Source organism: Ruegeria sp. AK4, from assembly GCF_056541025.1.
Genome location: NZ_JBQFXS010000022.1, coordinates 1 through 13,401, shown reverse-complemented (window position 1 = coordinate 13,401; position 13,401 = coordinate 1). Strand labels below are relative to the sequence as shown.

The window sequence follows — 13,401 nt, the reverse complement described above, 5'->3', positions numbered from 1 at the left end:
TTAGCGCACCGCCCCCATTGTCATGCCTTGCACGAAATACTTCCGGATCAGCAGCGCGAGGATGAACATCGGCAGCATGATGATGATCCCCGCCGCGCTAAGCAGGTTCCAGAGGTCTCCCTCTTCAGCCTTGAAAAGCGCCAGCCCGATTGGAAGCGTCACGGCGTCCTTGTTTGTCAAGATCAGCGCGAAGAGGAACTCGTTCCACGCGATGATGAAGCAGAAGATGCCTGCCGTCAGGAGACCCGGCGCGGCCATTGGCAAAACGATGTTTCGGATCACCTGAACACGTGAAGAACCGTCAACCATGGCGGCTTCTTCCGTGTCCATTGGGATGCCATCTATGAATCCTTTGATCATCCAGATCGCAAACGGCATAACGATAGCGAGGTTTACAAGGATCAGACCCACCCGCGTGTCTAGGAGGCCGATGTCGCGGAACATCACAAAGAACGGTAGGATGATCACGACGGCAGGAACGAACTGAGTGGCAAGGATCGTTACAAGCATGGCCGTCTCGCCGCGAAGCCGGAATCGGCTGAAGGAATAGGCCGCCATGGTCGCGATCGGGATCGCAAAGAGTACTGTCACGAATGCGACAATCGTCGAATTGAAGAGCTTTTCGCCAAGGTGATACGGCGCATCGAAGACCAATCCGAAGTTCTCAAGCGTTGGCGTGAAGAAGAGCTTCAGCTGATAGACGTCTACATGGGTCTTGAAAGCCGCGAGGAAGATCCACGCAATCGGCACCAACATGATGAAAGTTGCAATAAGGATCAGCGTTATCTGCACCGCGCCGATTAGTTGTTTTCTCTGTCGTCCGGTCATTGACGTTTACCTCTTTTTGAACACGTACTTTGCATACGCGTAGGTGAGGAAAATCATCGGGATGACCATGAGCCAGGCCACGGACGCGGCGTAGCCGATCTGCCCGTATTTCATGCCGTTGAAGTAGATGTAGTGGCTGAGCGTCTGTGTCGCTGTGCCCGGCCCACCGTTAGTGAGCATGAAGATTTGGTCGAACGTTTTGAGGCTAAAGATCGACTTCAGAATGATGACGACGGCAAGAACTGGCGCGAGTTGCGGGAGCGTGATGTCACGAAACACGCGCCAGCCGCTGGCACCGTCTACCTGCGCGGCCTCAATCGTATCTTGCGGCACACTTGCCAATCCGCCGATCAGGACGAGCGTCAGGAATGGGATCCAGCCCCAGACGTCTGCCATCACACAGACTGCAAAGGCGAGGACTGGGTCCGCCAGCCAACTCACATCTGCAAGAGGAGGGATCATCACACCGAAAAAGGCGTCAAAAAGGCCGAACTCAGGATTGAACATAAATCGGAAGCTCACACCGATCAGAGCCGGCGACATAGCAAAAGGCAGAATCAGAAGGGTCTGAACGCCAGACCGCAGTTTGCCGCCCGGCGCGAGCAACAAGGCCAAACCCAAGGCCAGAAGTGTGGTGAGCGCAACGGTCAAAACCGTGTAGATCGCCGTGACCTGCACAGAATTCCAGAATGCCGGTTCGTAGAGAAACGCCCAGGTGTAGTTCTCCCAGCCGAGATATTGCTCCAGCGATCCAGGCCGGTTCAGACGACCAACCGTGAAGGACAAGCGAAGGCTTTCGATCAGCGGCCAGATCGCTGTCGCGAAGACCACCAGCACCGCTGGCATCACGAGTAAGTATTTCAGCGTTTGATCGCGCATGAGTGGTCCCCGACAGCGCAGACCGGTACCTCGGTCTCCGGACTGCAATGGCCCGCCCCAAAGGGTGGGCCGCACGTTCTATTGGATCCGACCGGCGCGGCGGAGAACCCGCTCGGCTTGCGCAGCGGCATCCAGCATCAGCTGGCGCGTGTTGCCACCCGCCGCCGCTTCGGCGATTGCAGCCGACAGGATGTCGCCAACCTCGGGCCATTCCGGGATCTGCGGCATGATGTCGGACTCTTTCAGTGAGTCCCAGGCGGCCGCCTGAATGCCGTCGTTGGCCGCATTTACATCCGGGTCCTGCAGGGACGAGATGTGGGTGACCACGTTGTTGACAATCGGCTTGCCTGCAACCTCACGTTCGGTGGCGTTCGCCTTGTCCATCTCCGGGTTCGACAACCACTTCAGGAATTCCCATGCAGCGTCCTTGTTCTCGGAATATTCCGAGATCGAGAACGGCATAGAAATAGCATAAGTTTTCGTCGTCCCTTTGTAGGACGGCATACCCGCAAATGCGACCTGATCCTTGGTCAACGTAGATGAGTCCGGGTTGTAGAAGCCCGAATAAGCCCACCACCACACAGGGATCATCGCCGAATTGCCCTGCATGAACGACTGACGCGCATCCTGCTCAACAAATGCCAGGCTGTTCGGGTTGGTCACTCCATGTACGGTGTGCAGCGCGATGTAATCTTCGGTCGCCTGCAGTGCTTCTTCGGACGTCCATGCTGGCGTCCAGTCATCATTGAAAATGTCTGCACCCGCTGCCCAAAGGAAGTTGATCCAGATGAACAAGTTCTGCCGGTTGCCGTCATTGTTGTAGTAGAGCGCGAGCGGCGCGATATCCGGGTTGGTCTCCTTCAACTCTTTGCCTATCTCGATCAGCTCTTCCCAGCTTGTGGGCGGCTCGGGGATGAGGTCCTTGCGATAGAACATAAGTTGCGGGTGAGCGCGCAGCGGGAAGCCCAGCGTCTCGCCTTCGAACTGCGCTGAACGGGCGAAGGCTGCCGGGTAGCGATCCATCGAGATGCCGTCGCGTTCCATCAGATCGTCGATCGCCATCAGCCAATGCGCATTTGGCGGGCCCCAGCTGTCGAGATAGTTAACAACATCAAAAGTTCCGTTTGCCGCGATACCTTCAGCGTTGATCTTCTCCTGAAGGCTCCCAAACGGAATGAACGTCCACTCGGTCTCGATACCTGTGAGCTCGGTGAATTCGCCGTCGCGAAGCATAAGGCCGTCAAACTGAGGCGTAACAACACTCAGAATGTTGAGCTTGGTGCCTTCAAATGGTTTCCCGTCAAGCAGGTTGTAAGGTGCGTTCTGGGCCGAGACCGTGAGCGGTGCCAGAAATAGGCTGGCCACCGCGACACCTGCCTTCAACAGAGTCCTTTTTCGCATTTCATCCTCCCTTATGAATGGCAACTGATTCGAGCCTAGTGGGCGATGAATGCGTATTCAAGGTTGTTTTAGAGAAGGACTTTTGAGGTATTTGAAGGCAAGACACATAAGATTGCCAGCTTGATCAAATTGCCGCCACTCAACGCTCTGGGTCCGCAGGAGTTTCGGCGCAACATGGGGTTCTCTCAGGGTCAGCTTTGTCCCGCATAGCCGACATTCCTACTGGTCATTGGCGGCCTGAAGAAACGGCTTTAACCAAGCAGCAGGAACCCAGTTGTCAAACGCGGCATGGCGAACTCTGAACGCGGCCATTCCATTTTGCACGACTGGACCTTCAACAATCGTTCCAACTTCACTCGTAGTATTGTCTGGGAAGGTGGCTACCAACCTGTCGCCAATTTCCATAGCCTGCCCCTGCTTTTCAAACGCTCAATCTTGCAAGTTTTTTGAACCTAAAGGTTTGAGTCTACCGGCCCAACGGTCGGCATGCTCCTGCAGCGTATCAGCACGACTGTCGTGCATCGCCATCAGTTCGCACGCGGCCCACATTGCTACGTCCTGGTTCGTGCTCTTGCTACTCAGCAAGTAGGCGTTAGCGGTCGCCGTTTCTGGGGTCGCTGGTTTGTGTCTCACTTCGGGTTTCCCATCTTCACGTTTGCCGCATCGAGGTCCAACCCAGGATGTTGACGCGCCTCGGATAGCACAAATGCCTCTGCTGTTAATACAGGGGATTTACAGCCGGACTGCCCCTCGAAATAGTGGCGAGACAGGTGCGACGCGCCAAACTCATACCCCCTCTTGGAAATCGTTAACCCCCTCGGGGCGCGCCGCACTTGTTTGGTATGGACACAGATTGTTGGAATTGTGTCTGCAACAAGATTTTGTGCCGTTAAGTCCGAGAGCACGCACATGTTCCCTGCTTGAATGAGGGATAAAATCTACACTTATTACGGGAAAACCCCAATTTCGGAAACATGAATCAGAGGGTAGTGTTTTATCAACGGATCACTTGACCCAATCCGTTGCAACACACACAGGGGCTGGCCAGTTATACCCCCTCACTTGTGCCAGCCCCTCATACCATCCATCATAAGTAATGCGGTTGTGCGCCCTTAATTGACGGCAAACTATGAGCCGGTCTAAAGAGCCTTGCCCCCATCCTGCCGGTAAGGGTTCACCGCCGGGTCATGTTGTGCGCCTTTATGGACTTGGCCCGCTCTATTTCCCCACTTGGGAATGTCAGCTTGATTTCACCGGGAAAGTAACACCGCGGACAGACGAGCTTATCCAAGATTGTGAATGGCCACGGAGACTGGATGTTCTACGTTCATGCGGGGCCTGACGGGCAGGTGATTGATAGATTGTGGTTGATTGACCTAAGGGCGTTCAGAGCGGCGCTGATCCGGCACAGAACGACAGGCACGCACTTGCTCATGGGCCACAAGCGCAACGCCGATGGCACGTGTTTCAAATGGTTCGACATTAGGTCGTTTCCGAAGGAGCCGCCTTTGGTGGTGGCGCAGGGATAGGAGTAAATCTAGCCAGAGACCACCCCTTGAACCGGGTGGGCTTTCTCGTTGGCAATGTCTGGTTTGAGCCCATTGTTGTCGTTCGCAGGGTAAGTTTCCTCGGTCAAGTAGGGCGATGAGAACGCGCTCACTGCGTGAACCCACACATCACAAGTGGGGTCAAAATAGGAAGCTAGCTTTCAACATTCGCGGCATAATCTGTATGACCGCTAGACCATCTGATTGCCCAGAACACATTCGCCAATTGGCGCAAATATCAAGCTCCGCGCATTCGAAGGCTATGGGTGAGCTTGCGATCTTCCTTTGAATAATGCTTGCAATGGTGCTCCGTTTGGATCGCACTGATTTTGTCGCTCTGCAAAAATCCTTGCGAAACAAGTGTTAGAGTGGTCAGACTTACATAGTCACAAAGAGGAAAAGCCGTACCGAGACCGGTGAAATAAGAAGATGCCACAATTAAGCGTGGCCGCCCTCACAGGTGACATGACAGTTCCCGGCTCAAAGCTGGAAGCTGGATAGTTATGGGAGGAAAGACTTTGAAAAAATTGACAAACACACTTGCTGGCTCAGTGATCGCATTCGCCGCTTCCATGGGTGCTGCGCAAGCCGACAAGCTGACATTCTACTGTTCGGCGCAGGAAGACTGGTGCCAGCTGATGGCGCGCAGTTTCGAGGACGCCACCGGCATTGACGTGAATATGACTCGCAAATCCTCTGGTGAGACTTTTGCGCAAATCCGTGCGGAAAGCTCAAACCCAAAAGGAGATGTCTGGTGGGGCGGCACGGGTGACCCGCACCTTCAAGCGGCCGAAGAAGGTTTAACTATGGAATATGTCTCGCCCATGCGTGACCAGTTGCATGACTGGGCAATTTCACAGGCCGAAAGTGCTGACAACAAGACCATCGGTATCTATTCGGGTGCGTTGGGCTATGGCTACAACTCTGACCTCCTGGCGGCCAACAACCTGCCTGAACCCGCCTGCTGGAAGGACCTGCTCAAGCCTGAGTATAAAGGGCACGTTCAGATGGCGAACCCGAATTCATCCGGAACTGCCTACACGACGCTGGCGTCGATGGTGCAGATCTTTGGCGAGGACGAGGGCTTTGAGTTCATGAAAGGCCTCCACTCCAACATCAACCAGTACACCAAATCCGGTTCGGCACCCATCAAGGCCGCGGGTCGTGGCGAGAACACGATCGGCATCGTCTTCATGCATGACGCTGTCAAGCAGGCGGTGTCGGGCTTCCCTGTAAAGGTTGTCGCTCCTTGCGAAGGCACCGGTTACGAGATCGGTTCGATGTCGATCATTGAAGGCGCTCGCAACGAAGAAGAAGCCAAGAAGTTCTACGACTGGGCGCTGAGCGCCGAAGCGCAGAACCTTGCACTTGAAGTCAATGCCTTCCAGGTTCCGTCCAACAAGGGTGCGCAAACATCTGAAAGCGCCCCGGATATGAGCCAGATCAAGCTGATTGACTACGACTTCAAAAAGTACGGCTCCTCTGATGAGCGTAAGCGTCTGCTGCAAAAGTGGGACGAAGACGTTTCGGTGCTGCCGCAGTAAGTGACTGACACTTCGAAAACCAGGACCCACCCGGTATTGATCTTCTGGATCATTGTCGGGTGGGTCGGCTACGTCCTGCTGCCATGGTACATGGTTGAGGATGGCCTTTGGTCATTTGAATGGCTCTTTAACGGCTATCCGTTTGACGAAGATTTTGCGCCCGCTCTATTTCTGATCGGGCAGGGTGAAAAGCTCTGGCTTGCACCCTTGCTGATACCGCTGGCATTGCCAATTCTGGTGCTTGGGAAACCTAAATCTGATCCGATCTACGCTAAGATCCTGATACTTGCGGGTGCACTGGGCTTTGGCTGGCTGATTGCGCAAGGCTTCGGGATCGGCATTCGCGGCTTCAACTTCGACTGGCTCAAGGCCCTGTTTGGCGCGCCAAAAATCCGACAGTTCGGCATGGGTTATGGCGCGATGCTCTGTGCGTCGGCCTTCCTGTTCCTGCTCACGCAGGGCATCGCGGCGCGCGGTGCAGTCAACGGCGATGTGTTTGTCGTCAGCGCCATCGGCGGTGTCATTTCAATTGTCACCGCCTTCGTGTTCTTTCCAATTGCCAACATGCTGTTTTCGGCTTTTGTGACCGAAGACGGCGCCTATTCGGTATCTGTTTTTGCCTCGAAGTTCTTTGATGATCGTCTCTGGGGATTGGGGTGTTTTTGGGGTGCGAAATGCGGCGCCGCGTGGAACTCCCTCTTTTTAGCCATTCTCGTCGGCCTGATCACTACGGTTCTGGGACTATGTTTTGCACTTGTGGTCACCAGGTCAGGGTTTCGGTTCAAGCGTGGGATGCGCGCGCTGACGGTTTTGCCAATCATCACGCCCCCCTTCGTAATCGGGCTGGCCTTGATCCTACTCTTCGGTTTATCCGGGTCGGTCACAGTCTTTTTCGCTGATCTTTTTGGCGTGCAACCGTCGCGATGGCTCTATGGAATGCCGGGTGTCCTGATCGCCCAGACGCTGGCCTTCACCCCCATCGCATTTCTGGTGCTGATCGGTGTTGTCGAAGGCGTGTCGCCGTCGATGGAGGAAGCCGCCCAAACGCTGCGCGCCAATAGGTGGCAAACCTTCCGAACGGTGTCGCTGCCCCTGATGAGACCCGGTCTGGCGAATGCCTTTCTGCTCGGCTTCATCGAAAGCATGGCCGACTTCGGCAACCCGCTTGTTCTAGGCGGTAATTTTGACGTTCTGTCGACCGAGATTTTCTTTGCCATCGTCGGCGCGCAATATGATCAGGGTCGGGCCGCCGTTCTGGCCATGGTACTGCTCTTCTTCACGCTGTCTGCTTTTTACGCGCAGCGCGCCTGGCTCGGTAGGAAAAGCTACACCACCGTTTCCGGCAAGGGGGACGCCGGGGTGCATCCGCTGATGCCCAATGGGCTGGCAATACCCGTGCAGGCCATCGCGACCATCTGGGCGCTGTTTACAGCGGTTGTGTACGGCATGATCATTTACGGCAGCGTCGTTGAGCTTTGGGGCGTCAACAACACGCTCACCTTCAAACACTATGTCACCGCCTTCTCAGTGCGCTTTGAAGAGGAAGGTATCCGCTGGACGGGTGCCGCATGGGACAGTTTCTGGACCACCATCAGCATTGCGGCCATAGCGGCTCCGCTGACGGCAGCTGTAGGACTGGTAACCGCCTACTTGCTCACGCGCCAAAATTTCGCCGGAAAGAACGCCTTCGAATTCGGAACGATGCTGTCCTTCGCCATTCCCGGTACCGTCATCGGGGTCAGCTACATCCTGGCTTTCAACGTTCCCCCGATCGAAATCACAGGCACTGGTGTGATCCTCGTGATCAGCTTCATTTTCCGCAACATGCCCGTCGGCGTGCGTGCGGGCATTGCATCCATGTCGCAACTGGACAGGTCGCTTGATGAATCCTCGCTGACGCTGGGTGCAAACTCGTGGCAGACGTTCCGACGCGTGATCCTGCCCCTGCTCAAGCCCGCCATCCTAGCGGCACTCGTCTACAGTTTTGTCCGCGCGATGACCGCGATCTCGGCAGTCATTTTTCTGGTATCGGCCGAATACGACATGGCGACCAGCTACATCATCGGGCGCGTCGAGAACAATGATTACGGCCTTGCCATCGCCTATTCCACCACGCTGATCTTCGTGATGCTTGCATCTGTAGGGCTTTTGCAATTCCTCGTGGGCCGCGTGAAGATCGGACGGCGCACCCAGATCGGAGCGGAAAGAACGACATGACGGATACCAACATTGCCAGTAAAGCCGCGCCGGTTCGGTTCGAAGGAGTGTCAAAAGTATTTGGCAAAGATGTCGTGGCCGTCGACAACATCGACCTGCATGTGGAAGCAGGTAAACTGGTGACGTTGCTGGGGCCATCGGGCTGCGGCAAAACAACGACGCTGCGCATGATTGCCGGTCTGGAGATGGCCAGCTCGGGCAGGATCGTGATTGGCGATCGCGACGTGACCAAGCTGCCCGCGACCGATCGCGATGTGTCTATGGTGTTTCAGTCTTACGCCCTGTTCCCACATATGAGCGTGCTGGAAAACGTGATGTACGGTTTAACATTCTCCGGCTTTGATAAGAGCGAGGCCAGATCGCGCGCGCTCAAAGGGTTAGAACTGGTGGGCCTCAAAGGCTTCGACAAACGTTTGCCTAGCGAGCTGTCAGGAGGCCAGCAACAACGTGTCGCAGTCGCCCGCGCGCTGGTGCTGGAACCGCAGGTGCTGCTCTTTGACGAACCCCTGTCGAACCTCGATGCCAAACTGCGCCGACAGGTGCGCGAAGACATTCGCTCGATTCAGCGGGACCTCGGACTGACGGTTGTCTATGTAACCCACGATCAGGAAGAAGCGCTTGCCGTGTCCGACGAGATCGTCGTCATGCGTAACGCCGCCATCGCCCAGATCGGCACACCACGGCGACTCTATGACTCACCAATCGACCGCTTCGTGGCTGACTTCATCGGTGAAGCGAACCTGATCGAGTGCAAAATCGTCGAAGTCGATGGCGACCAGGCCACAATCGACATCGAAGGACACCGCCACAGCTTGCCCTCTCGCGATTTGCCCGTGGGTCCGGCAACGCTGGCGGTGCGTCCGTCCCGCATCCTGATCGGATACGAAACCGGCATCACGGCAAAAGTCTCCAAGGCTACCTATGTCGGCGTGCGCATGGAATACACGCTGACCGGCGCATTCGGACAGGTGTTTGCCGTGCAGGACGACGTGGATGACCCGTTACAACCGGGCGCTGACGTCAAAATGGCCTTTGCAGACCGGGGACCGGTTTTGCTGCCGAAGGGCTGACATTGCCGAAACTCGTTATCATTTCGCACCCGGAAGTGGTCGTGAACCCAGAGATCGCAATCACCAACTGGGAACTGAGTGAGGTGGGCCGCACCCGGGCCGAAGCATTTGCAAATGCGCCGATCATGGCCTCGGTAAGCGCCATCTGGTCCAGCACCGAACGCAAGGCAGAACAGACAGCTGCGATCCTGGCCAAGCCGCACGGCCTTGAGGTGAAGGTAAACCCGGCGCTGGGCGAAAATGACCGCAGTGCCACCGGTTTCTTGCCACCGCACCAGTTCGAAGCCGCCGCCGATGCATTCTTCGCGGCACCCGACGTGAGCTTTCGCGGCTGGGAAACCGCGACAGATGCTCAGGCCCGGATTGTCGGGGCAGTCACGTCAATCATGGACGCGCACGATGGTGGTGATCTTGCCATCGTAACCCACGGCGCGGTTGGGACGCTGCTGTGGTGTCATCTCTCCGGAGTGCGGATTGATCGCCAGCACGACCAGCCTGGGCAGGGGCATTTCTGGAGCGCTGATTTGGACACGCTGTGCTGCAACCCCGGCTGGCGGGCTATCGCCTGACGCAAATCAGACGTGCCATGCCTTCTCGCAAATTGCTTTGAGATCATCAAAGATCTTTGGCGTACCGGCAATGACGCGGCCACCATCGCGGATCATTTCATTGGCGTCCTGTTCTTCGACGACACCACCCGCCTCTGTGATCAACAGCTGACCGGCAAGACAGTCCCACGCGTTCATATGCTCTTCGACGTATCCCAACAGCCGGCCTGCCGCGACATAGGCAAGCGACAGCGCGCCGCTTGCATTGCGATGATACATGGCCCCGCGTTCGATGATAGCTGAAATGATTGGTATCACCTTTGCCGCTTCGATGCGGTTCGAATATCCGACCGAGACGGTTCCGCTTGCCATATCGACGCCTGATGCGACCTGCATTGGCTGCCCGTTGAGCGTTGCTCCCGCCCCCCGCATGGCGACATAGGTCTCAGCCACGTTCGGCTCGTGAATGACACCGATTTGTGTTTGTCCCTCTGAAACAACCGCCAGGACGATCGTCCACGCCGGAATGCCGTTTACGAAGTTCGTGGTGCCGTCAATCGGGTCTATTACCCAGTCAAACCCGCTGGACCCTGATTTCGCAGCGTGCTCCTCTCCGAAGATTCCGTCATCGGGATAGGCCTCGGTTATTTTTTCGCGAACATACGTCTCGACATTCCGGTCGGCTTCGCTGACCCAATCCTGAGCACCCTTTGCATCCACCACCAGAGTGTCTCTATTGCCAAAATAACTTATAGCCAACGCGCCTGCTTCTTCAGCCACTTTGGTGGCGAACATACTTCGATCAGAGATGCTATGCACTCGACCCTCCTGCCGTTAAATTCTGTTTCTGATTATGAACAATAGGCGGTGCCGGGGGTCAGCACCACCAAGCAACTTTAAAACCCGTTTCGTCGGTTTACTCAGATAGATATTACGACAACGAAATGAAGCCCCAAACTAATGGTGGACAGCGGACCTATGCAATTGATGTCTCTGACGTGAAGGCCCGCTTTGAGCGCGTTGTAGCCCAAAGCCGATTAATTTCCGACGGTACAGCTTAAGCCCATAAAACCTTTGACCGACCATAAATGTAGCGACTGCTTTAGTCCGCATAGCGGTCGCTCGTGATAATCACGCGAACGTCAGCACCGAGCCCCAAAGTGTCGAATGCAGCAACTTGCGCAAATGGAAGTGAATTTGCACAAAGCCGACTTTGATCGGTAAGAAGCCGTTTTTCAACGAGCATAGGATTTAGAACCGCGCGCCGTGTTGCGCCCTTGCCAAAGGCAGCCATCCAGACATTGTATCGTTTCTTCGCTGATGCGAAGTTTGCCGAATGGCCGTATTGATGCTTGAAACGAAAGGGTGGGAACTTGGCATTATTTCTTGGTTACGATCCCGGCGGAAAAGCTAAGAACGGTGTGGCTGCAATTCGTGTGGAAGCAGCTGAGATTGAGGTATTGCAAACGGAAATAGTCCTTGATGCCTCCGAAGCTTTGTCATGGCTGACAAGGTATACAAGCAGCGCGCAGGCGCTTGGCATAGATACCCTTCTTGCATGGTCCCCCAAGGGCGGGCGCGCTTGCGACGACGCACTCCGAAGCAAATATGGCGGCAACTCGATTGTAGCGCAGAACTCCCACTACAGCGCGATGACACTAAATGGCGCAATTGTCGCTAGGCGGATTGGTTTACCGGTCTACGAAAGCCACCCCAAACTTCTTCTTAAATCGAATTCCAAGGCGGGAATCTGCGATGTTTATGACAAAGCCGTTGTAAAGGACGGCGCAGATCATGCGGGAGACGCGATAGTCGCAGCTTGGTGCGCCGCGATGGGGCACACACGTGAGTGGACAGTTGAACTGTACTCGGACATTGAGGACGATATCGAACTCGTAGTGCCTGACGCACGTTATCCATGGTTTGAGCCAGTCTAGAACCGTCACTGAAGTAATGCTTTAGCGAAGCGCAAACTGCAGCCGCTTATGCCGCAAACATCAAAGGCAGCTTAGTCCGCAAATTGTGAGTTCCAGACCCTCTCGATCATGCGGTGGCAGCGAATGTCCGGTCTGGTGAAGCTGCAGCGCAGAGATTGACTACATCGGCAATGGCAGGACTGGGCCGTCCGCGAAGGATGATTCCGGGCTGCAGGCGGAGATGCTGCACCGCCCCCGACGTCGGCAGTGAGCCCAGAGCAGACCGGTTTCATTCCAGTACCCGCGCCTAAACGAATGATTGCCAATCGCCTAATGCAATTGAGCGTTAAGTGAAAATCTCGTAAGAAAAGACCTCTAAGTCTTCATCAAAACCGCGCAAAGAATGCGCCCCCAGTTTTAGCGGCTCTTCAGATACCAAGTTCACAAAATCACCCGTTGCTAAAAGCCGCGCCTCCAGTTTTCGCGTCAGGCCCTCTAACCTGCTGACAATCGCGACTGATGTGCCAGTTACCGTAAAATCCAAGCGCTTTTCAGTGCCAACATTGCCGTAGACAGCCGCGCCAGTGTGCAACCCAACGCCAAATTCAGCACGACCTGATGGATCAAGTTCTTCATTCCTCTGAAACGCTTCGCGGGCCGCGGACAGGGCTGCTTCGCACATGTCTTCGGGTAGCCTTCGTTGACCATCAAATGGAAAGATCGCAAGCAACCCATCGCCAACGAATTTGAGAATCTCTCCGCCGTGATCGTGTACCGCCCCACCGACACAATCGAAGAATTGGTTAACCGTCGCGACATATTTTTCCGACGACAAGCGCTGGCTCAAAGCCGTAGAGCCGCGCATATCACTGAACAAGAGAGCACAGTCAATTCTGCTGACATCTCCTCGGGCTATTTGACCGTTAAGTACGGATCGACCGGACGCCTTGCCTAGATAGACCTCCATCAACTCAGCTGCCAAGAACTGCTCCGTCAATACACGCGCTGCACCAAGCAAAGGTAAAGATAGCCGCGACAGACCATCTACCTCACGGTCCGTGAAGCCAGAACGACGCTTTGTAGCAAAAGAAACAGATGCGCCCAAAGCCCACTCTATCTCTCCGTCAAAGACAACAGTACGATTGCCGAATGGTGCACTGAATACGACGTAATCGGTGACACCTGCTTCAGCAAGTTTTCGGAATAGCGGAAATTTGTCACGGGTCGCTTGGTCAGTCAGATTTGCTCGCATGAAAGGAAACTTGATTGTGCCGTTCGCAAGTCCGTCCGCCAAGTCCCATACTTCCTTGCTAAAATGTTGTTTCGCGATCTCATTGGCCAACTTCGAATTCTCTCCGAAGGTGTCCGTTGTCAGGGATTTTGGGACAGATGGCTGCCTGAGCTAAGAGAGGATCTGGCGCATCTGGTTGGTTTGATTATGCGGCGGATTT

General features: G+C 55.2%; 11 protein-coding genes. 5 read left to right on the top strand and 6 right to left on the bottom strand.

Annotation, left to right across the window (positions count from 1 at the left end; translation table 11 throughout):
* The 4 genes from ACR0EZ_RS22100 to ACR0EZ_RS22085 form a co-directional block, all read right to left on the bottom strand.
* Entirely contained in the window at positions 1-828 is an 828-nt protein-coding gene (locus ACR0EZ_RS22100; protein ID WP_480616964.1) for a carbohydrate ABC transporter permease, read from the bottom strand.
* A 6-nt stretch (positions 829-834) separates the two neighbouring features.
* Positions 835-1,707 carry a carbohydrate ABC transporter permease gene (locus tag ACR0EZ_RS22095; RefSeq protein ID WP_480616963.1) on the bottom strand — a complete coding sequence of 291 codons (873 nt, stop codon included), beginning with the start codon at positions 1,705-1,707 and terminating at the stop codon, positions 835-837.
* Positions 1,708-1,785: 78 nt separating this feature from the next.
* Complete coding sequence (locus tag ACR0EZ_RS22090; protein WP_480616962.1) at positions 1,786-3,108, bottom strand: ABC transporter substrate-binding protein; 1,323 nt, start codon at positions 3,106-3,108, stop codon at positions 1,786-1,788.
* 219 nt (positions 3,109-3,327) lie between these two features.
* A complete protein-coding gene (locus ACR0EZ_RS22085) occupies positions 3,328-3,513 on the bottom strand; it encodes a hypothetical protein (protein WP_480616961.1) in 186 nt (61 codons plus the stop codon).
* A 1,660-nt stretch (positions 3,514-5,173) separates the two neighbouring features.
* Here ACR0EZ_RS22085 and ACR0EZ_RS22080 point away from each other — a divergent pair.
* From ACR0EZ_RS22080 to ACR0EZ_RS22065, 4 genes are read left to right on the top strand one after another with little or no spacing between them, the layout of a single operon-like run.
* Positions 5,174-6,199, top strand: coding sequence for an ABC transporter substrate-binding protein (locus ACR0EZ_RS22080; RefSeq protein ID WP_480616960.1), 1,026 nt, complete (start codon positions 5,174-5,176; stop codon positions 6,197-6,199).
* On the top strand, positions 6,200-8,416 hold the full coding sequence (locus ACR0EZ_RS22075) for an ABC transporter permease (RefSeq protein ID WP_480616959.1): 2,217 nt from the start codon (positions 6,200-6,202) through the stop codon (positions 8,414-8,416).
* The gene (locus tag ACR0EZ_RS22070; RefSeq protein ID WP_480616958.1) at positions 8,413-9,486 is read left to right on the top strand and encodes an ABC transporter ATP-binding protein; all 1,074 of its coding nucleotides are present in this window, start codon (positions 8,413-8,415) and stop codon (positions 9,484-9,486) included. Before ACR0EZ_RS22075 ends, ACR0EZ_RS22070 begins: the two co-directional genes overlap by 4 nt.
* A 2-nt stretch (positions 9,487-9,488) precedes the next feature.
* Entirely contained in the window at positions 9,489-10,055 is a 567-nt protein-coding gene (locus tag ACR0EZ_RS22065; protein WP_170660750.1) for a histidine phosphatase family protein, read from the top strand.
* A gap of 6 nt (positions 10,056-10,061) precedes the next feature.
* Here ACR0EZ_RS22065 and ACR0EZ_RS22060 read toward each other — a convergent pair whose 3' ends face one another.
* A complete protein-coding gene (locus ACR0EZ_RS22060) occupies positions 10,062-10,829 on the bottom strand; it encodes an inositol monophosphatase family protein (RefSeq protein ID WP_480616957.1) in 768 nt (255 codons plus the stop codon).
* A 578-nt stretch (positions 10,830-11,407) separates the two neighbouring features.
* Between ACR0EZ_RS22060 and ACR0EZ_RS22055 the strand changes: the two genes are divergently transcribed.
* A complete protein-coding gene (locus ACR0EZ_RS22055) occupies positions 11,408-11,971 on the top strand; it encodes a DUF429 domain-containing protein (protein ID WP_480616956.1) in 564 nt (187 codons plus the stop codon).
* 325 nt (positions 11,972-12,296) lie between these two features.
* Here the strand turns inward: ACR0EZ_RS22055 and ACR0EZ_RS22050 are convergent, their stop codons facing one another.
* Positions 12,297-13,244, bottom strand: a complete 948-nt coding sequence (locus ACR0EZ_RS22050) for an adenylate/guanylate cyclase domain-containing protein (protein WP_480616955.1) — start codon at positions 13,242-13,244, stop codon at positions 12,297-12,299.
* Positions 13,245-13,401: the final 157 nt, after the last annotated feature.